18 protein-coding genes and 2 riboswitches are annotated in these 19,244 nt (G+C 62.0%); of the genes, 12 read left to right on the top strand and 6 right to left on the bottom strand.

The annotated features are described in order from the left end of the window. Positions 1-58: 58 nt before the first annotated feature. The 4 genes from amaB to HNQ72_RS26120 all read left to right on the top strand — a co-directional run bounded on the left by amaB (position 59) and on the right by HNQ72_RS26120 (position 4,258). Positions 59-1,600, top strand: a complete 1,542-nt coding sequence (amaB, locus tag HNQ72_RS26135; RefSeq protein ID WP_183996851.1) for an L-piperidine-6-carboxylate dehydrogenase — start codon at positions 59-61, stop codon at positions 1,598-1,600. Positions 1,601-1,610: 10 nt separating this feature from the next. After that, entirely contained in the window at positions 1,611-2,603 is a 993-nt protein-coding gene (locus HNQ72_RS26130; RefSeq protein ID WP_183996849.1) for a P1 family peptidase, read from the top strand. A gap of 116 nt (positions 2,604-2,719) precedes the next feature. Continuing rightward, positions 2,720-3,409 (top strand): hypothetical protein, encoded by a 690-nt coding sequence (locus HNQ72_RS26125; RefSeq protein ID WP_183996847.1) that lies wholly within the window; start codon positions 2,720-2,722, stop codon positions 3,407-3,409. A gap of 9 nt (positions 3,410-3,418) precedes the next feature. Next, complete coding sequence (locus tag HNQ72_RS26120; protein WP_183996845.1) at positions 3,419-4,258, top strand: alpha/beta hydrolase; 840 nt, start codon at positions 3,419-3,421, stop codon at positions 4,256-4,258. Positions 4,259-4,266: 8 nt separating this feature from the next. Here the strand turns inward: HNQ72_RS26120 and cobD are convergent, their stop codons facing one another. Continuing rightward, complete coding sequence (cobD, locus tag HNQ72_RS26115; protein ID WP_183996843.1) at positions 4,267-5,283, bottom strand: threonine-phosphate decarboxylase CobD; 1,017 nt, start codon at positions 5,281-5,283, stop codon at positions 4,267-4,269. A 16-nt stretch (positions 5,284-5,299) separates the two neighbouring features. On the opposite strand from cobD, the gene cbiB reads away from it, so the two are divergent. Further along, positions 5,300-6,265, top strand: coding sequence for an adenosylcobinamide-phosphate synthase CbiB (gene cbiB, locus HNQ72_RS26110; protein ID WP_183996841.1), 966 nt, complete (start codon positions 5,300-5,302; stop codon positions 6,263-6,265). On the opposite strand, the gene HNQ72_RS26105 is transcribed toward cbiB, so the two are convergent. The 4 genes from HNQ72_RS26105 to HNQ72_RS26090 are packed head-to-tail and all read right to left on the bottom strand — an operon-like array spanning position 6,249 to position 9,287. Continuing rightward, the gene (locus HNQ72_RS26105) at positions 6,249-7,706 is read right to left on the bottom strand and encodes a cobyric acid synthase (protein WP_183996839.1); all 1,458 of its coding nucleotides are present in this window, start codon (positions 7,704-7,706) and stop codon (positions 6,249-6,251) included. The two genes, cbiB and HNQ72_RS26105, sit on opposite strands and share 17 nt — an antisense overlap. A 3-nt stretch (positions 7,707-7,709) precedes the next feature. Beyond that, entirely contained in the window at positions 7,710-8,324 is a 615-nt protein-coding gene (cobO, locus tag HNQ72_RS26100) for a cob(I)yrinic acid a,c-diamide adenosyltransferase (protein WP_183996837.1), read from the bottom strand. Next, entirely contained in the window at positions 8,321-9,097 is a 777-nt protein-coding gene (locus HNQ72_RS26095) for a CbtA family protein (protein WP_183996834.1), read from the bottom strand. Before HNQ72_RS26095 ends, cobO begins: the two co-directional genes overlap by 4 nt. Before the next feature lie 13 nt (positions 9,098-9,110). Continuing rightward, positions 9,111-9,287: a CbtB domain-containing protein gene (locus HNQ72_RS26090; RefSeq protein WP_183996832.1), complete on the bottom strand. Its 177-nt coding sequence runs from the start codon at positions 9,285-9,287 to the stop codon at positions 9,111-9,113. Positions 9,288-9,326: 39 nt separating this feature from the next. Beyond that, positions 9,327-9,554: riboswitch (cobalamin riboswitch) on the bottom strand. A 59-nt stretch (positions 9,555-9,613) separates the two neighbouring features. Further along, positions 9,614-9,823, top strand: a riboswitch (cobalamin riboswitch). A gap of 104 nt (positions 9,824-9,927) precedes the next feature. Between HNQ72_RS26090 and HNQ72_RS26085 the strand changes: the two genes are divergently transcribed. The 7 genes from HNQ72_RS26085 (at position 9,928) to HNQ72_RS26055 (ending at position 18,513) form a co-directional block, all read left to right on the top strand. Beyond that, entirely contained in the window at positions 9,928-10,356 is a 429-nt protein-coding gene (locus HNQ72_RS26085) for a DUF1636 family protein (RefSeq protein WP_183996830.1), read from the top strand. After that, positions 10,353-11,402 carry a cobalamin biosynthesis protein CobW gene (cobW, locus tag HNQ72_RS26080; RefSeq protein WP_183996828.1) on the top strand — a complete coding sequence of 350 codons (1,050 nt, stop codon included), beginning with the start codon at positions 10,353-10,355 and terminating at the stop codon, positions 11,400-11,402. Before HNQ72_RS26085 ends, cobW begins: the two co-directional genes overlap by 4 nt. A gap of 74 nt (positions 11,403-11,476) precedes the next feature. After that, complete coding sequence (gene cobN, locus HNQ72_RS26075; RefSeq protein ID WP_373289493.1) at positions 11,477-14,986, top strand: cobaltochelatase subunit CobN; 3,510 nt, start codon at positions 11,477-11,479, stop codon at positions 14,984-14,986. Then, complete coding sequence (gene cobG / locus HNQ72_RS26070) at positions 14,983-16,374, top strand: precorrin-3B synthase (protein WP_183996826.1); 1,392 nt, start codon at positions 14,983-14,985, stop codon at positions 16,372-16,374. Before cobN ends, cobG begins: the two co-directional genes overlap by 4 nt. Further along, complete coding sequence (locus HNQ72_RS26065; RefSeq protein WP_183996824.1) at positions 16,371-17,000, top strand: precorrin-8X methylmutase; 630 nt, start codon at positions 16,371-16,373, stop codon at positions 16,998-17,000. The genes cobG and HNQ72_RS26065 overlap by 4 nt, the downstream gene beginning before the upstream one ends. After that, positions 16,997-17,752, top strand: coding sequence for a precorrin-2 C(20)-methyltransferase (locus HNQ72_RS26060; RefSeq protein WP_183996822.1), 756 nt, complete (start codon positions 16,997-16,999; stop codon positions 17,750-17,752). Before HNQ72_RS26065 ends, HNQ72_RS26060 begins: the two co-directional genes overlap by 4 nt. Continuing rightward, complete coding sequence (locus HNQ72_RS26055) at positions 17,749-18,513, top strand: precorrin-3B C(17)-methyltransferase (protein ID WP_183996820.1); 765 nt, start codon at positions 17,749-17,751, stop codon at positions 18,511-18,513. The genes HNQ72_RS26060 and HNQ72_RS26055 overlap by 4 nt, the downstream gene beginning before the upstream one ends. On the opposite strand, the gene HNQ72_RS26050 is transcribed toward HNQ72_RS26055, so the two are convergent. Continuing rightward, entirely contained in the window at positions 18,477-19,244 is a 768-nt protein-coding gene (locus HNQ72_RS26050) for a cobalt-precorrin-6A reductase (protein ID WP_183996818.1), read from the bottom strand. The genes HNQ72_RS26055 and HNQ72_RS26050 overlap by 37 nt on opposite strands.

Genomic DNA, 19,244 nt, shown 5'->3' with positions numbered 1-19,244 from the left:
GTTGCGAAAACGCCGCCGACTTGTAGATTGCCCTCCAAACAGACATCCGGAGACCGACATGACGCTCGCCAAACTCGACCTCGCCGCCGAAGTGGACAAGATCTTTGCCGATCTCGGCGTTGCTGCCGACCAGTACAAGGGTGGCACGCTTGCTGTTCGCTCGCCGATTTCAGGCACCGAGATCGGCCGACTGCCGGAAGTCACTGCCGCAGATGCCAAGAAGGCAATCGACGCGGCGCATGAAGCCTTCCTCGAATGGCGTCTTGTGCCGGCACCCAAGCGCGGCGAACTGATCCGCCTGCTCGGCGAGGAACTGCGCAGCGCCAAGGCGGCGCTTGGCCGTCTCGTCTCGATCGAGGTCGGCAAGGTAACCTCCGAAGGTCTCGGCGAAGTGCAGGAAATGATCGACATCTGCGATTTCGCGGTCGGTCTTTCCCGCCAGCTCTACGGACTGACGATCGCAACCGAACGGTCCGAACACCGGATGATGGAAACCTGGCATCCACTCGGCGTGATCGGCATCATCTCCGCCTTCAATTTCCCGGTCGCGGTCTGGTCGTGGAACTCGGCGCTCGCCATCGTCTGCGGCAATTCCACCGTCTGGAAGCCTTCTGAAAAGACGCCGCTGACGGCGCTCGCCACCCAGGCGATCTTCGACAAGGCGCTGGCTCGCTATATCGCCAATGGAGGCTCGGCGCCGAAGAACCTTTCGACGCTTCTGATCGGCGGTCGTGACATTGGTGAAGCTCTGGTCGACCATGAAAAGGTGCCGCTGGTTTCCGCCACCGGCTCGACCCGCATGGGCCGCGAAGTCGGCCCGAAGCTGGCACAGCGTTTTGCCCGCTCGATCCTCGAACTCGGCGGCAACAATGCCGCGATCGTCACCCCGACGGCCGATCTCGATCTGACCCTGCGTGGTGTCGCCTTCGCCGCCATGGGCACCGCTGGCCAACGCTGCACGACACTGCGCCGCCTCTTCGTGCATGACAGCGTCTATGATGCGCTCGTTCCGCGCCTCGCCAAGGCCTATCAGTCGGTTACGATCGGCTCGCCCCTCACAGATGGCAATCTTGTCGGACCGCTGATCGACCGCCAGGCTTTCGACAAGATGCAGGCAGCGCTTCAGGCCTCCAAGGCAGCCGGCGGCAAGGTGGTCGGCGGCGAGCGTGTGCTCGATGCGGAAGCAGCCGACGCCTATTACGTCCGCCCCGCAATCGTGGAAATGCCGAACCAGACCGATACCGTGAAGGAAGAAACCTTCGCGCCGATCCTTTACGTGATGAAATACTCGACCTTCGATGAGGCGCTGGCGCTGCATAACGACGTGCCGCAGGGACTGTCTTCGTCGATCTTCACCAACGACATGCGCGAGGCTGAGACTTTCGTGTCTGCCCGTGGTTCCGATTGCGGCATCGCCAACGTCAATATCGGCCCGTCCGGCGCCGAGATCGGCGGCGCGTTCGGCGGCGAGAAGGAAACCGGCGGCGGTCGCGAATCCGGTTCGGATGCCTGGAGAGCCTATATGCGCCGCGCCACCAACACGCTGAACTACGGACGCACCCTGCCGCTGGCACAAGGTGTCAAGTTCGACATCGAGTGACGGTAGCACCGTGGCGGATCTGAACCTTCTGACAGATATCGAGGGCGTGGCCGTTGGCCATGCCACCGACCTCACGCTCGGTTCGGGCGTCACGGCAATCATCTTCGATGAGCCGGCGATTGCCTCCGGCTCGGTGCTGGGCGGCGCGCCGGGCGGGCGTGATACAGCCCTTCTTGACCCGGCAATGACGGTTCAGGCGGTCGATGCCTTAGTGCTGTCTGGCGGTTCGGCCTTCGGACTGGATGCCGCAGGCGGCGTACAGTCGGGACTGCGCCAGATTGGCCGGGGTTTCGAGGTGGGTGCGGCCAGGGTGCCGATCGTGCCGCAGGCGATCCTCATGGACCTGCTGAACGGCGGCAACAAGGATTGGGGCCTGCACTCGCCCTATCGCGAGATGGGTTATTCTGCCTTTCAGGCTGCCCGAAAGGGAGCATTCGTACTCGGCACTGTCGGTGCCGGAACGGGCGCAACGACCGCGACCTTCAAGGGCGGCATCGGCTCCGCCAGCGGCGTGACCCAGTCGGGCCACAGGATTGCCGCTCTGCTTGCCGTAAACGCCATGGGCTCAACAACCATGGGAAATGGCCCGAATTTCTGGGCTGCTCCTTTCGAGAGGAACGGCGAATTCGGCGGCCTCGGTTTTCCGCAGCGGATCACCGACGAGGATACGGCGATGCGCATCAAGGGCGTGAAGCTGAAAGCGACGACGATCGGCGTGGTCGTGACTGACGCCGTGCTGACCAAGGCGCAGGCGCATCGCCTGTCGATCATGGCCCATGACGGCCTGGCCCGCGCCGTTCTGCCGGCACATCTTCCCGGCGATGGCGACACGATATTTTCCGCCGCAACGGGAAGAAAATCTCTTGGCGATCCGTCCGACTTTGCCGAGCTTTGCCACCTCGCGACATTGGTAACGGCACGCGCAGTGGCACGTGGTGTCTATGAGGCAACCACTCTGCCGGTGCAGAATGCGCAGGCGGCATGGCGGGATAGATACAAATAACCAAAGGTTGTATTTATTTCAATTGCAACCAAGCGAAAATTACTTCACTCTCCTCTCACTGGAAAATATCGCCGGGAGACACTGCCACATGTGTCCGGCCGCCAGATGGGGGACTTATGGATATCGCGGAAATCGGGAGTATCAACCTCGGTCAATTCGGCACCGCTCTCTCGGCGGTCGCCGCCCTTGGAACGGCAGCATTCGGGCTTGTGGATGTAACGAAGCCGTTTAACGGCGGAATTTCCAATGTCGGCTATCATTTCATCGAATCGGCATTTCAGCCGTTTGAAGCCGCTCTCAAGACGATCAATGCGGAAGAGCCTTATGCGGTCGTAAAGGCAAACTGGCTGAACGGAATGGACAAGGCCGAGCAGAAGGCCGCCGCCAGAAATCTGATAAGGCTGGGCTTCAATTCGCAGACAGCCGCACCGATTGCCGGTTATGTTCTGCCGGGTGACGAAAATCTTCTTACCACGATCGCCCGGAAGATGGAGATCGGCGAGACGCCGAACGAGACTGAGTTGGCCATTCTGGCGCGCTTCGACGCGATCATCGACGCACGGCTGAACGCAGCCTTCGAGCGCGCCGAACAGCAGTTCCGCAATACGTCACGCTTCGTCGCCGCTGCAATTGCGATCGTGCTGGCTGAGGTGGGCATGGCGGTGGTCACCGAGGATTTCGAATCTTCGCATTTCATTCTGGCCTTCCTGATCGGGCTCGTCGCCGTTCCTGTCGCTCCGATAGCCAAGGATCTGTCCTCGGCCATTTCCAAAGCCGCATGGGCGTTCAAAGCAGTAAGAGGATAGGGTTTCGCCGTGACGCTATTCCTCAATTTCAGGGTTTCACCAATTGGCGGCGCCATCGCAATGACGCCGGCAATGCAGAAGATTGATACGGACTTTGCCTTGTCTCCGGTAAGACCGGATATATTCAGGCAGCAGACAGCCGACCGTGATGTCCTTTTCGCCGTTCACGGCTACAATAACAGACAGAGCGATGGCGTGCATGCGCTCTCCCGGCTCGAGACACTTCTCGACCTGCCGCCCTCTGCTGTTTTCATCGGCATCTTATGGCCGGGTGATTCCCAGGCGGGCTTCATCAGCTACCCGGTGGAAAAACCAACGGCGAATCTGACCGGCCAGAGGCTGGCGGCATTCTGCAATCGTGAACTGCGGCAGGCCGCAAGTTTTTCCTTCGCCAGCCACAGCCTGGGCGCCAGAGTGGTTCTGGAAACGATCAGACGGCTGAATCGCGAAACACGCTCGGCATGCCTGATGGCGGCAGCCATAGAACGAACCTGCCTTGAGAAGGAATATGCCGATTCATTCGCAAAGACCGGACACATCTATGTGCTTGCATCCGAAAAGGACCTCGTGCTTCGCTTGGCTTTTCCGTTCGGCAATTTCTTCGGGCATGTTCTCGACCCGACCAGCAATCCGCTCTCCGGTGCGCTCGGCTTTCGCGGACCGCCAAGAGCAATCGGCAATACCGTTCAGCCTTGGCAGATCGATAAAGAACTGGATTACGATCACGGCGAATACCTGCCGCCGTCCGACGCCAAGCCATCATTTCCGGATCCCGAAGGCACATGGGTGGAACCGGCCAATTTCATTCGCCGCGCCTTCAATCTCGAACGGCAGATCTGGCCCGTTTAGGGGACGGATCAGCTTGCGGCGAAAGACGCCAGCGCGTTTTCCAGACGCACCCAACCGTCATTACCCGGCAGGCCGATCCTGAGATCGTCCGGTCGCTCATCGAAGCGACGGGTGATGATGCCATGGCTGGCAAGATGTCGGTAAAGTGCCTGGGCCTTGGAATCCCGGATCAACCGGAACAGCGATGTGCCGCCATGCATGGAAATGCCGGCAGTCGTCAGCAGCGTCTCCAGACGAGCCGTTTCGTCTTCCAGCCGCCGGCGCATCATCACCTGCCACCAGCCATCGGCCAGTGCCTCGCTTGCCACATGCAGCGCCGGGCCGGATATCGCCCAGGGACCGAGCCTGTCTTCAATCCGTCGCACCACATCGGGATGCGAGATCGCGAAACCGAGCCTGAGGCCTGCCATGCCGTAGAATTTTCCGAATGAACGCAAGACCAGAAGGCCACCGCTTTCGACCATTTCGGCAACGCTTTTGGCTTCAGACACGTCCGAAAAGGCTTCATCAACGACGAGCAGTCCACCTTTGGCCCGCATGGCGTCGGCAAGCGAAAGGAGATCCGTCTTCGCCACGATGCGGCCGGTCGGATTGTTGGGGTTGACGATGACGGCGAGATCCGCCGTTGCGAGCTGATCGATGTCATCGGTTTCGGTAACCTCGAAGCCGGCCAGTTTTGCCGCGCGGGCATGTTCGGCATAGGTCGGAGACAGGATCGCGGCCTTGCGTCCACCGATCAGCGAGGCGACGATCGGCAGCAGGATTTGCGTACCCGGTCCGGCTGCGACATGGGCTGCGGATGGCGCGTGATAAGCATTGGCCGCGATCAGTTTCAGCTCATCAAGCGATGCCGGCTCCGGCAGCCGTGCAAAAACATTGCTAGGGATCGGCGAATGCGGATAGGAATGCGGATTAATACCAGTCGAAAGGTCGATCCACGGTTCCGGCGCCTGAGGAAAAAGCGCCCGCGCCCTGGCCAGATTGCCGCCGTGCTGGATAGGATCGCCAACGACATTTTTATCCATTGGGTTTGCCACAGCAATGTTCCTTCTCGCATTTCTCGCGCTGATCGTGGAGCGCTTTACCGGCTATCCGGACTGGCTGTTCAAGCTGATCGGCCATCCCGTGACATGGATCGGCCGGCTGATATCTCAACTCGACACCCGATGGAACCGCGAAGCGGATGACTTCGCCACGCGAAAACGCATGGGGATCCAGGCACTCGCCGTTCTGATGGCGGTCGTCATTCTGGTCTCTGCGGTGCTGCAGGACGTGCTGCTTGTAATCCCGTTTGGTCCGATCCTGCTCATCCTCGTCGCCGCCAGCCTTCCGGCCCAGAAGAGCCTGGAACGGCATGTGCGCGATGTCGCTTCCTCGCTCAAGCATCATGGCTTGCCGGCGGGACGGGCAGCGGTATCCCGAATTGTCGGACGCGATGTCGAACAGCTGGACGAAGCGGCGGTCTGCCGGGCGGCGATCGAAAGCCTCGCAGAGAACTTTTCGGATGGCGTGGTCGCCCCGGCCTTCTGGATGGGCATCGGCGGTCTGCCTGCCGGTGCGGCCTACAAGGCCGCCAATACCGCCGACAGCATGATCGGCCACCGCTCTGCCCGCCACGAGGCCTTCGGCTGGGCGGCAGCGCGTTTCGACGACCTGGTCAACCTGCCCGCCTCGCGACTGACCGCAGCGCTTTTCGTGGTTGCCGCCCTTTTCGTTCGCGATGCCTCGCCCGGCAATGCCATCAGGGCGATCCGCCGCGATGCCAAGAACCATCGTTCGCCGAATGCCGGTTGGCCGGAAGCGGCGATGGCGGGGGCGCTGGGCATAGCGCTTGCCGGCCCGCGCAGTTATGGCGGCGAGATGATCGAGGCGGGTTATATGGGTGAAGGTGGCCGCAGCGAACTGGTCTATGAGGACATCTACGACGCGCTGAAGATTGCCCGCATCGCCGACATGCTGCTGATCGGCCTTTTCGGTGTTCTGGCGATCCTCATGTGGCAAGTCTGAGCAACCCTGTCAGATCGAGATGCCGCTCCATATGGGCGGCCAGACGATCGAGAATGGCATCGACATTCGCCTCGTAATCGAGGCCTGAGGACGAGCCGCCAAGACGGGTGAGCCAGGCGGAACGTTGCCTGTCGTCGGAAAACAGCCCGTGCACATAGGTGCCGATGACCCGGCCATCCGCGGAGGAGGCCCCTTCCGCGTGGCCGCCGATCATCGAGAACGGTCGGGCGCAATCCGCGCCGGACGTGCGGCCGATATGCATTTCATAGCCGGCGAAGGAAATGCCGTCGAAACTGGTACCCGAAACGGCTTCAAGCCGCTTGGCGCCGGAAAGAACCGTTTCCACATCGAGCAGGCCGAGGCCATCGACAGAGCCGGGCGGTCCTTCCGTCCCTTCCGGATCGGAAAGCCGCTTGCCAAGCATCTGATACCCGCCGCAGAGACCGAGAACCCGCCCGCCGCGGCGATAATGGGCAGCGATATCGACATCGAACCCGGCTTCGCGCAGCGCCGCAAGATCCGAAATCGTGGCCTTGGAGCCGACCAGCAGCACGAGATCGCAATCGCCGGGAATGGGCTGGCCGCGGTGGACGCGGATCAGTTCCACATCCGGCTCGGCTTCCAGCGGATCGAGATCGTCGAAATTGGAAATATGCGGCAGGATCGGCACCGCGATGCGGATTTTCGCGCCCGGCTTGCGGGCAAAGGACTGGGAAAGGCCCAGCGCATCTTCGGCGGGCAAAAGTGCGGCATCGGCAAAATGCGGCAGAAGCCCGATCGACTGCCAACCGGTGAAGCGGCCGATCAGATCCATGCCTTCGGCAAACAGCGCCGGATCACCGCGGAACCGATTGACGATGAAGCCGCGGATCATCGCCGCATCATCGGCGTCGATGACCAGCTTCGTGCCGGCAAGACTGGCGATGACGCCGCCGCGATCGATATCGCCGATCAGGATAACCGGCACATCGGCGGCGCGGGCAAAACCCATATTGGCAATATCGTTCTGGCGCAGGTTGATTTCAGAGGCACTGCCGGCACCCTCGACCAGAACCAGATCGGCCTTGGCGCGCAGGATCTCGAAGCTTTCGAGCACGCGGGAAAGCAGTCGTGGCTTGAGATGCTGGTATTCGGAGGCCTTGGCATTGCCTTCGACCCGCCCCTGCACCACGACCTGGGAGCCGATCTCGCTCTGCGGTTTTAAGAGGACCGGGTTCATGTGAACGCTGAGCGGCACGCCGGCCGCCCGCGCCTGCAGCGCCTGTGCCCGACCGATCTCGCCGCCATCGGCGGTGACGGCGGCGTTGTTCGACATGTTCTGCGGCTTGAACGGCATGACGCTCAGGCCACGCAAGGTAAAGGCGCGGGCAAGACCGGCCACGACCAGCGACTTGCCCACGTCGGAGCCCGTTCCCTGGAACATCAGCGAGCGAGCGACCATGATTTAGAACTCGATGCCGGCCTGGGCTTTGACGCCCGCCTTGAAGTGATGCTTGACCAGAGACATTTCCGTCACCAGATCCGCCGCCTCGATCAAGGCCGGTTTCGCGTTGCGGCCGGTAACGACAACATGCAGGTCGGGGCGTCGGGCCTGGAATGCGGCAACGATCTTTTCAAGATCGAGATAATCGTAGCGCAAGGCAATGTTCAACTCATCGAGGATGACCAGCCCGATGGTTTCGTCGGCCATCAGTTCGAGCGCTTTCTCCCAGGCCCTTTCCGCAGCCGCGATATCGCGCTTCAGGTCCTGGGTTTCCCAGGTGAACCCCTCGCCCATCGTATGCCAGACGACACGATCACCGAACACGGCAAGTGCCGGCTGTTCGCCGGTCGACCACGCACCCTTGATGAACTGCACGATACCAACACGGCGATTATTGCCGAGCATGCGCAGCGCCAGCCCGAAGGCCGCCGTCGACTTGCCCTTGCCGGGGCCGGTATGGACGATGAGAAGACCCTTTTCCAGGGTCTTCTCTGCGACTTCGGCATCCTGAACCGCCTTGCGGTTCGCCATCTTGGCGCGATGGCGCTCCTCGGTGGTTTCGTCTACAGTCTTCAACGCGCTGCAAGCTCCCTTTCGGTTTTGAGAGACACATGTTCTCCGCTGCGAAATGCCTGCCTTAGCACGGCGGCGGCAACACCGAGAACCGCCCAGAAGATCAGATTAGTGGCATAAACGGCATTGACGAAACGGGCATAAAGCTCGGCCGGCACAGCCGTTTCATGGCTTGGCGGCAGCGGCGCACCGACAAGATGCGGAGCGACCAGAAGCACGATCGCCAGAGCCGCCAGCAGGGCCGAGCGGGTATAGGCGAGAAGGCCGATACCTGCAGCGGTGCAGATGGCGGTCGAGACCCACCAGAGCTGACGCGGACCGAGTTCGGCGGCAGGCATGCCCGGAAGTTCCGGTGGCAGGCCGAGACCCGGCGCAAGGCTGACGGTGAGGAAGCCGGCAATGCCGAACATCAAACCACCCCGCCAGCCGCCAAAACCGCCGAGCGCTTCGGCCAGCGCGATCGCGACGAGCGCAAAGCCGATGGCGGCGAGCACATCGGCCGAAGCGGTATAGATGAAACGCTCGAAACCATCGGCAGGCGCCCAGGCTTCCTCGTCGTGATGGTGATCGGCGGCAGCTGGTTGGGCGGTACCGGCAACAGGCGGCGCTGCGTCATGCGAATGGCTGTGTCCGGCCTCTTCGCCGCCGGCATTTTCAAAAGTTTCCGCCTGCAGGATCAGCGGCACCGTGGAAAAGCTCTGCATCACGGTCATCAGCAGGCCGGACAATAGCCCGGCGACCACCGCCGCAAGGACGATGTTACGAAACAACGACATTTTGAAATTCCTCTTAGTGGCAGGGGAAGGCCAGCGAATGGCGCGTATCGTGGGCGGCGTTATGCACGACTTCCAGATGCGAGAAGCCGACGAAACCGACCATGAACAGGCCGAGAAGGGCCGACATGCTCAGAGGAATGATTTTTGATGCGGAAACGCTGACTGCACCTGCAGCAGAATTCGTAATCATGGATTGCGTCTTTCTGCCCTCCACCCGAGGGCTGTTCTAGATTTCCAAATCTCTCTGGCAGGTCTCCTGGCTCGCGGATCGGGCGCCTTCACCCGCCTTCCCAGATCAATCCGAAAAGGATTGCTCCAGTGGCTTGACGGCCGGATGGCCGTTTTGGGTAAAGGCTTTCCGCTTACAGTTGCGGGGGCAGCCGCGGGTTTGACGAAGGATCGTCGCACCGCATTCCCTTGAGTAACCCTTCCGGGTACCAAAGACAGGTCCACTATAGCCAATTCGGTTGCATCGGCAATCGCCTTTGCGACATTGACAGTTTGACCGCGGAACGCTTACTTGAGCGCCACGACGGTCCCTTGCCGGCAACGGCAGGGGCTAAGAGAGAATGCGGTGCGGACTTGCAAAATCAGTCCAATGCCGCGGCTGCCCCCGCAACTGTGTGCGGCGAGCCATCCAGCCAGAGACGCCACTGGGAAACCGGGAAGGCAGGCGGATGGTGACGACCCGCGAGCCAGGAGACCTGCCGTACAGAAATCATGCTTTTCCGGGCGGGGTGCTCCGGCAAAGGCTTTAATCATCGCTGCAGGATGGCCTGGCCTTCCTGTTCCGCACCCCGACTTGAGTAACCCGGCGGTAGTGCGGCCTGATGACAGATGATGCGCGAAAAGACGAAACCGGAACGACCGCCACCGGCAATGCCGGCGACGTGGACGTGACGATCTTTGTCTGCACCAATTGCCGCGAGGCGACGGACAGCGAGGCCCGCCCCGGTATAGGCCTGATCGAAGCGCTGAAACTGGCTACCGAGGGCAAGCCGCTCGCCGTCAAGCCGGTCACCTGCCTTGCCAATTGCGACAAGAGCCCGAGTGCGGCCTTCAACCACCGCTCCGGCTGGTCCTATGTTTTTGGCCATCTCTCCACCGACAATGTCGACGATATCGTCACCGGCGCCATGATGCTGGCCGAAGACGAGCGCGGCTTCCTGCCCCTTCGCGGTCGCCCCATGTGCCTGCGCGGCAAGGGCATGACGGCCCGTATCCCACCCTTTCATCACCACGAGGACATGCCTTCATGAGCGAAAACTCTGCCCCTAAGTTCGATAAGGTTCCCTGCACCGTCGTTACCGGCTTTCTCGGCGCCGGCAAGACCACGCTGATCCGCAACCTTATCGAAAAGCTGGACGGCAAGCGGCTGGCGATCATCGTCAACGAATTCGGCGATGTCGGCATCGATGGCGAGGTGCTGAAAGGCTGCGGCATCGAGAGCTGCCCGGACGACAACATTATCGAATTGGCCAATGGCTGCATCTGCTGCACGGTGGCAGACGATTTCGTGCCGGCGATCGACCAGATTCTTGCCCGCGAGCCGCGCGTCGATCATATCCTGATCGAGACCTCGGGCCTGGCGCTGCCGAAGCCGCTCGTGCAGGCTTTTCAGTGGCCTGCGGTCAAGGCGCGCGTGACCGTGGACGGCGTTATTGCCGTAGTCGACGGCGTGGCCCTGGCCGAAGGCCGTGTTGCCGATGACCACGATGCGCTCGAAGCCCAGCGCCAGACTGACAGCTCGATCGACCATGACGATCCGGTCGAGGAAGTGTTCGAGGATCAGGTCGCCTGTGCCGACATGATCGTGCTGACCAAGACCGACCTTCTCGACCAGGCTTCGCTTGCAGCCGCCAAGGGCCGCGTTCAGGCGCATCTGCCGCGTGCGGTCAAGATCGTGCCGGCTGCCAATGGCGCGGTTGATCCGGGCGTTCTGATCGGCCTCGGCCTTGCCGTCGAGGACGATATCGAGAACCGCAAGACCCATCATGACGACGAACTGGACCACGACCACGACGATTTCGACAGTTTTGTCATCGATCTGGCTGCGGTAACCGACCCCGAAGCGCTGGCCGCCCGTATCTCCGCGACCGCCGAAGCAGAAAACGTGCTGCGCATAAAGGGCTTTGTCGAGGTCGCGAACAAGCCGATGCGCCTGCAGGTTCAGGCTGTAGGATCGCGCGTGAACCACTATTTCGACCGCGCCTGGGCGCCCGGCGAAACCCGCCAGAGCCGCCTCGTCGTGATCGGCGAAAAGGGCATCGACCGTGCCGCGATCGAGAAGATGCTGGCGGCATAAAAGCCGAGCAAAGCAATTCCGGGAAAAGTGCGAGGCGGTTTTCCCTCCGGAATTGCGACAGACAAAGGAAAAGGATGCACATACTCGCCACCACATCGTCGTCGCTCGACGACCTGATCGAACCGGTAGACCTCAACCAGTCACCGGCCGATGTGGTGGTCTTGTCCTTTTCCGGCAGCGATTTGAACGGGATTGCGGCGGCTTGGGAGGCGGTTGGCCGTGTCGAGCAGGATACGGCTGGGGCTGGTGGTCTTGATGCCCCCCTCTGGCCTGCCGGCCATCTCCCCCACAAGGGGGGAGATCAGCAAGACGCACCGACATCACCAAATTCCCAGCCCTTAAATGGCGCGAAACCTCACCGCGAGTCGATCTCCCCCCATGTGGGGGAGATGCCCGGCAGGGCAGAGGGGGGTGACGTTTGGCGCGACGACCATTCCCCATCCCTCGCCCTCACCAACCTCTCCGACCTGCGCCACCCCATGTCCGTCGATCTGTGGCTGGAAAAGACCGCAGCCCATGCAAAAGTCATCCTCGTGCGCATTCTCGGCGGTTATGATCGCTGGGCCTATGGCGTCGAGGAACTGTCGCGGCTGGCGAAGCGGAAGAAGATCGCGCTCGCCATGTTGCCCGGCGAATGCAGCATGCGCGACGAGCGGCTGGCCGCCGCCTCCACGGTTTCCGAGGCAAACCTTGCAGGAATCCTGGCCTGTTTTCGCGAGGGCGGACCGGACAATATGCGGCTTCTGGTGCAGCGATTGGGAGCCCTGGCAAGCAATGATACGACTGAGCTTCCGCCTGCAATAGCCATGCCGAAGGCAGGTTTCTATCGTCCCGGAATAGGCATCGTCGATCGACAAGATCTGACGGCCGGATTTTCGCCCGATGCGCCGTGCCTGCCGATCCTGTTTTACCGGTCCATGCTGCTCGCCAACGATGCCGCACCGATCGATGCACTCTTCGAAGCGCTTGAGGCTCGCGGTTTCGCCCCCGTACCGCTCTTCGTCAGCGGCCTCAAGGATGCCGAAGCGATAAGCTTTGTCGAACAGGCGATAACCGAGCTTCGGCCCGCTGCGATCCTGACGACCACTGCCTTTGCCAGCGGCACGGATGAAAGGAACGAGACGATTTTCGATCGCTCCGGCATCCCGGTCTTCCAGATCGTTGTCGCGACCACGAGGCGTGAAGGCTGGGCCGAGGGCAGGCGCGGCTTGAACCCTGCCGACCTTGCCATGCATGTCGTGTTGCCTGAACTCGATGGCCGCATTCTGGCCGGCGTGATCTCCTTCAAGCAGGGCAGCGGCTCGGCCGAACTCGTCAACAGCCCTGAAGCTGATCGCGTCGACCAGGTGGCGGAGCGGATCGCAGCCTTTCTGCGGATGAAGATGACGGCCCGCGCGGAGCGAAAAATCGTTATTCTGATGCCGGATTATCCGAGCGCACCGGGCCGCACCGGTTACGCAGTCGGGCTGGATGTGCCGCAAAGCGTGCTTGCCATGCTGCGCGAGCTTTCGTTCGCCGGTTATTCGGTTGACGATATTCCGGAAACGCCCCGCGACCTCCTTGATCGTCTCGACGGGAAGACTGGCTCCCTGCCGCTTCGCGACTACGTCGCAGCATCCGGTGCCGACGAAGCATGGGGCGATGCGAAAGACGACTCGGATCTCGAAGATGGTGTTTACCGCTTCCGCGCCGCGCAGTTCGGCAATATCACCGTGGCGCTGGCGCCGGATCGAGGTCGCAATGCCGATCGCCGCACCGATTACCACAGCCCTGATCTGCCCCCGCGCCACGCGCTGATCGCCTTCGGGCAATGGATGCGCTATACCTTTGGCGCCCATGCGATCGTGCATGTCGGCGCCCATGGCACGCTCGAATGGCTGCCGGGCAAGACGGTGGCGCTGTCGAAGGATTGTTTCCCGGAACTGGTGACTGGCGGCCTGCCGGTCATCTATCCCTTCATCGTTTCCAATCCCGGCGAGGCAGCCGTCGCCAAACGGCGGATTTCCGCCGTAACCATCGGCCACCTGCCTCCGGTTCTGACCGGCGCCGGTCTTTCGGATGATGAGAAGAAGCTCGAACTGCTGGTCGACGAATATGCCCAGGCCGATGGCCTGGACCGCCGCCGTCGCGACCGGCTGGCAAAACTGATCGTCGATGCGGCCCGCGATACCACGATTGCCACCGATGCCGGTGTTTCCCGTGACGACGACCCGGATACTGCGCTCGCCCGGATCGATGCGTTTCTCTGCGATCTCAAGGACTTTGCGATCAAGGATGGCCAGCATGTTTTCGGCGAAGTGGCTGAAGGCGACGATGACCCGCTGCGGATCGCCAGCGCCGGGACGGAAAAGCAGGCGCTGCTCGACGCGCTGGATGGCCGGCATATCCGCCCCGGCCCTTCCGGTGCACCGGCACGTGGCCGCCGCGATGTGATGCCGACCGGGCGCAATCTCTTTGCCAGCGATCCGCGCACCCTGCCGACGCCGACCGCCTTCGAGCTGGGTAAACGTGCCGCCGACGAAATTCTGCGCCGTTATCTTCAGGATCATGGCGACTGGCCGAAAAACCTTGTTTTCGATCTCTGGGGCAGCGCCTCGCTGCGAAGCGGCGGCGAGGAAGTGGCGCAGGTTCTGGCACTGATGGGCGCAAGGCCGGTTCAGGATATGGCGACCGGCCGTGTGACCGGTATCGAGGTTTTGCCTCCCGCGCAGCTCGGCCGTCCGCGCGTGGATGTGACGCTGAGGATTTCCGGCCTGTTTCGCGACATGTTCCCGGCGCTGATCTCCCTACTGGATGCCGCGATGCGGGCGATTGCAGCACGCGAGGAAGCACCGGGCGACAATCCGCTTGCTGAAGAGACACAGAAAACCGGCTCGGTTCCGCCGCGCATTTTCGGCTCGGCGCCCGGCACCTATGGCTCCGGTATCGAGGAAAAGCTTGCCGACGGATCCTGGGGCGAGCGGGAAGAACTCGGCCGCATCTATCTCGACGCCACCAGCCACGCCTTCAGCGGCGCGGACGGCATGGCAAGCCACGTACCCGGCGAATTTGCCGGACGGATCGGCAATGCCGACCTGCTCGTCCATACCGGCGACGATCCCGGCCGCGATCTTCTGGACGGATCGGCCGATGTTGCCTTTATCGGCGGTTTTTCTGCAGCGGTGGCGGCGCTCGGCGGCAAGGCGGACGTGATCGCGCTCGACACAACCGATCCTGCAAAACCGAAAGCACGCTCGATTTCCGAGGCCGTCACGCGGGTTGTCCGCGCGCGGGCCACCAATCCGCGCTTCATCGCCGGGCAGATGCGCCATGGACCGCGCGGTGCTGCCGAACTTGTCGAGACCGTCGACCGGTTGATCGGTTTTGCCGAAACCACCCACGCAATCCCGCAATCGCTTATCGATGCGACCTATGACGCCTACCTAGGTGACGAGACCGTGCGGGAATTCCTGGTGGCACAGAACCCGCAAGGCGCTCGTTATATGGGCGAGCGGTTCCGCTCAGTACTCAACCGTGGCCTCTGGCATCCGCGGCGGAATGCGGTCGATGCCGAGCTTGAGATGTTGATGGGAGAGGTCGCATGACGGCTCTCCCGCTCGACCTGCAACGCGGTGCATGCCCTGCCCTTTCGGCCCCGATGATGACCGGCGACGGCCTGTTGGCGCGCATCTCGCTGATCGAGACGATTTCGCCCGAACAACTGGCGCATATCTGCCGACTGGCGCTGACACATGGCAACGGCATGGTCGATATTTCCGCCCGCGGCAATCTTCAGGTCCGAGGCTTGAGTGAAACATCCGCGCCGCATCTGGATGCCGATGTGCGGGCGATGAACCTGCCGCTTCGCGAGGGTCTTGCCGTCGAAGTGCCGCCGCTTGCCGGGATGGATGACAGCGAGATCGCCGATCCCCGACCGCTGGCAGAGGCTATTCGTGATGCCGCGCGTAACATCACCGGACTGGCGCCGAAAATGGCCGTTGTGGTCGACGGTGTCGGGGTTTTGCGGCTGTCTGATTTGCTGGCGGATATCCGGCTTGTCGCGATCGGGAAACACGACTGGAAGTTGCTTCTCGGTGGCACTGAACAATCAGCTTATGTTTTCAATGTTTTACGTGAAACACTGGTTGTCGACACGGTAATCGACATGTTGAAACGGCTGGCAATCCTGGGAAACAAGGCTCGCGGACGGGATCTGGCCAGCGACTTGGCCGTGAACGAGCCCACGCCCCATACCTCATCGTCATCCTCGGGCTTGTCCCGAGGATCTGCCAGCGTTGCTACAGTTGATCCGTCGCAGATGCTCGGGACAAGCCCGAGCATGACGGCTGGAAAAGTGGCTGCCTCCCCATTTGATCTATTCCGCCTTTCAAATCACCGCCACGCCGTCGGCATAGGTCCGGCCTTCGGGCAGGCAAAGGCAGAACATCTAATCGCGCTTTGTGGCGAAGCCGCACGCCTGGGAATAAGGTCGCTCAAACCGGCGCTTGATCACTCGCTGCTCTTCTTCGGCACCGAGATCGCCTTCCGGGCATTGCGGGACTTCGCTCACGACAACGGGTTCATCACGTCCGTCACCGATCCCCGCAGTCATATTGCCGCCTGCTCGGGCAGCCCGGCCTGCAATTCGGCGACCATCGCTACCCACGAGATCGCCGCAGCAGCGGCCGCCGAATGCGCTGATCTGCTCGACGGCTCATTCAAGCTGCATGTAACCGGTTGCCCAAAAGGCTGCGCCCATCCGCAACCGGCGGCACTTGCGATCTGCGGCACCGCGGATCGCGTTTCTCTCATTGCGCAGGGAAAAGCTGCAGACCAACCCTTTGCTTTCTCAAGCTTTGCCGATACCAACGCCACGCTTCGCCGCCTCGCCGATCTCGTCGGATCGGAAAGACGGCCAGGCGAAAACTCAGCCGCCTGCCTTGCCCGGATCGGTTCCGACCGGCTGGCAGCGGCAGCCACAGGACGATCATGACCAATTACGACTATATTCGCGAAGGCGATGCGATCTACGAAAAGTCATTCGCGATCATTCGCGCGGAAGCAGATCTTTCCGCCTTCACCGAGGAACAGGCCGATATCGCCGTGCGCATGATCCATGCCTGCGGACTGGTCGAGGCGGCAGAACATTTCCGTTTCTCAAGCGATTTCGTCGAGGCGGCCCGTGGCGCTCTGAGGGCCGGAAAGCCGATCTATTGCGACGCCGAAATGGTGGCGCATGGCGTGACCCGCGCAAGACTGCCGGCGGAAAACCAGGTGATCTGCACCCTACGCGACAGCCGCACGGTGGAACTGGCAAAAACCATTGGCAACACTCGCTCCGCCGCCGCCCTCGACCTCTGGGACGAACTGGAAGGCGCGGTCGTCGCGATCGGCAATGCGCCGACGGCCCTCTTCCGTCTTCTGGAAATGCTGGATGCCGGCGCGCCGCGCCCGGCCGCGATCATCGGCATGCCGGTCGGTTTTGTCGGCGCGATGGAAAGCAAGGAAGCGCTGATGGAATCCACCCACGACATTCCTTATGCCGTGGTACGCGGCCGCATGGGCGGTTCGGCCATGACTGCCGCCGCAGTCAATGCGCTTGCGAGGGCAGGACTGTGAACGCGGCAATCATCAAGGGCAAGCTTACCGGCGTAGGCACCGGTCCCGGCGATCCGGAGCTGATGACGCTGAAGGCGGTGCGCGCCATCAACGAGGCCGATGTCGTCGCCTTCTTCTGCAAGAAGGGCTCGACCGGTAATGGCCGCGCCATTGTCGAGGCGCATATCCGCCCCGGCACGATCGAACTGCCGCTCGTCTATCCGGTTACGATCGAAACCCACAAGGACGAGGCCGACTACAAGAACCCGATCAACGATTTCTTCGATCGATCGGCCGAAGAGATCGCCGCCTATCTCGATGCCGGCAAGAATGTTGCCGTGCTGAGCGAAGGCGATCCGCTGTTCTACGGCTCCTACATGCACCTGCATCTGCGGCTGAAGGATCGGTATCAGGCCGACGTGATTGCAGGTGTTACCGCCATGTCCGGATGCTGGTCGATGACCGGCCTGCCGCTGGTGCAGGGCGACGACATTCTGAGCGTGCTGCCCGGCACGCTGTCGGAAGAAAAACTCGCGGAACGGCTCGCAGTTACGGATGGCGCCGTGATTATGAAGGTTGGCCGTAACTTGCCAAAAATCCGCCGTGCACTGGCATCGGTCGGAAAGCTTTCCGGCGCGCTTTATGTCGAGCGCGGCACCATGGCGAATGGCGCAGCCGAGCGACTGGAAACGCGTGACGAAAGCCCTGCACCCTATTTTTCCATCGTGCTCGTTCCCGGCTGGACCACGCGACCGCAAGGGGAAAAGAAATGACCGGGTCGCTGACCGTTGTCGGCCTTGGCCCCGGCAATCCCGACCAGATGACGCCGGAAGCTCTCGCGGCAGTTACGGCATCTACCGACTTTTTCGGCTATTTCCCGTATATAGACCGCCTGAACCTCAGAGCGGACCAGCACCGCCACGCCTCCGATAACCGCGAGGAACTGGTTCGCGCCAAGGCAGCGTTGGAAATGGCGGCCAAGGGCGGCAAGGTTTGCGTCGTTTCTGGCGGTGATCCGGGCGTATTTGCCATGGCTGCGGCGGTTTGCGAAGCGATCGACGACGGCCCGGCCGAATGGCGTGATATCGAGCTGTCCGTCGTGCCGGGTGTCACCGCCATGCTTGCGGTTGCCGCAAAGGCCGGCGCACCACTGGGTCATGATTTCTGCGCCATTTCGCTATCGAACAACCTGAAACCCTGGGCGATCATCGAGAAACGTCTCGTGGCGGCTGCGACAGCGGGCTTCGTCATGGCCTTCTACAATCCGATCAGCAAGGCGCGTCCGCACCAACTGGACGAAGCTTTCGACATTCTGCGTGCCCATCTGCCCGGCAGCGTGCCGGTGATCTTCGGCCGTGCAGCAGGCCGCCCCGACGAGGCGATCCGCATCGTGCCGCTCGCGGAAGCTGAGGGCGAGATGGCCGACATGGCGACCTGCGTGATCGTCGGCACGGCCGAGACCCGGCTGATCGAGCGGACGGACAAAAGACCGATCGTCTACTCGCCCCGTTTTCTGCGGGAGAGCTTCCAGTGACGCACCATGCCGGCAAGCTCCTCAACGCTTCTGGCCGATGGCACATCCGGCAGGCGGGGGCGTTCGATCAGCACGACCTCGATGCCGAGCCGTCGGGCAGCGCTGATCTTGCCGACGCTGGAGGCACCGCCGCTATTCTTCGAGACGATGAGATCGATCGCTTGCTGTTCAAGCAGCTGGATCTCGTCCCATTCGGAGAACGGACCGCGCGCGGTGATATAGGACACGTTCGGCAGCTTCAGCGGCGGCTCGACCGGATCGACGCTGCGCACCAGATAGGAATGCTGCGGCATCGCTTCGAAAGGCAGCAGTTCCTGCCGGCCGAGCGTCAGGAAAACCCGGCGCGGGGCAATGTCGAGGGCTTGGACGGCGGCCGCGATATCGGCGACCTCCTGCCAATGATCGCCTTTCTGTCGCGACCATGCCGGACGGCGCAAAGCGAGAATACCAACGCCCGCCAGCGCCGCCGCCTGGGCAGCGTTGCGGGAGATGTTCGCCGCAAACGGATGTGTTGCATCGATCAGCAGATCAACGTTCTTTTCGTCAAGAAATGCGGCAAGCCCATCGGCACCGCCGAAACCGCCGATGCGAACCGGCACAGGCTGTTCGGCCGGGGCCTTGGTGCGGCCGGCAAGCGACAGCAGAATATCGTAATCGGGGCTCGTCGAAAGCTGGGCGGCAAGCGCCTTGGCTTCGGCCGTACCGCCCAGAATGAGGATGGAGTAGGTCAA

Source organism: Aliirhizobium wenxiniae, from assembly GCF_014201355.1.
GTDB classification, from domain to species: Bacteria; Pseudomonadota; Alphaproteobacteria; order Rhizobiales; family Rhizobiaceae; genus Neorhizobium; species Neorhizobium wenxiniae.
This window is presented reverse-complemented; position numbering and strand designations above follow the sequence as displayed.

Excerpts from the sequence above, each read along its gene's own strand:
- amaB (WP_183996851.1), top strand. The coding sequence starts at position 59 with ATGACGCTCGCCAAACTCGACCTCGCCGCCGAAGTGGACAAGATCTTT.
- HNQ72_RS26125 (WP_183996847.1), top strand. The coding sequence starts at position 2,720 with ATGGATATCGCGGAAATCGGGAGTATCAACCTCGGTCAATTCGGCACC.
- cobD (WP_183996843.1), bottom strand. The coding sequence starts at position 5,283 with ATGGATAAAAATGTCGTTGGCGATCCTATCCAGCACGGCGGCAATCTG.
- cbiB (WP_183996841.1), top strand. The coding sequence starts at position 5,300 with ATGTTCCTTCTCGCATTTCTCGCGCTGATCGTGGAGCGCTTTACCGGC.
- HNQ72_RS26105 (WP_183996839.1), bottom strand. The coding sequence starts at position 7,706 with ATGGTCGCTCGCTCGCTGATGTTCCAGGGAACGGGCTCCGACGTGGGC.
- HNQ72_RS26095 (WP_183996834.1), bottom strand. The coding sequence starts at position 9,097 with ATGTCGTTGTTTCGTAACATCGTCCTTGCGGCGGTGGTCGCCGGGCTA.
- HNQ72_RS26090 (WP_183996832.1), bottom strand. The coding sequence starts at position 9,287 with ATGATTACGAATTCTGCTGCAGGTGCAGTCAGCGTTTCCGCATCAAAA.
- HNQ72_RS26085 (WP_183996830.1), top strand. The coding sequence starts at position 9,928 with ATGACAGATGATGCGCGAAAAGACGAAACCGGAACGACCGCCACCGGC.
- cobW (WP_183996828.1), top strand. The coding sequence starts at position 10,353 with ATGAGCGAAAACTCTGCCCCTAAGTTCGATAAGGTTCCCTGCACCGTC.
- cobN (WP_373289493.1), top strand. The coding sequence starts at position 11,477 with ATGCACATACTCGCCACCACATCGTCGTCGCTCGACGACCTGATCGAA.
- cobG (WP_183996826.1), top strand. The coding sequence starts at position 14,983 with ATGACGGCTCTCCCGCTCGACCTGCAACGCGGTGCATGCCCTGCCCTT.
- HNQ72_RS26065 (WP_183996824.1), top strand. The coding sequence starts at position 16,371 with ATGACCAATTACGACTATATTCGCGAAGGCGATGCGATCTACGAAAAG.
- HNQ72_RS26055 (WP_183996820.1), top strand. The coding sequence starts at position 17,749 with ATGACCGGGTCGCTGACCGTTGTCGGCCTTGGCCCCGGCAATCCCGAC.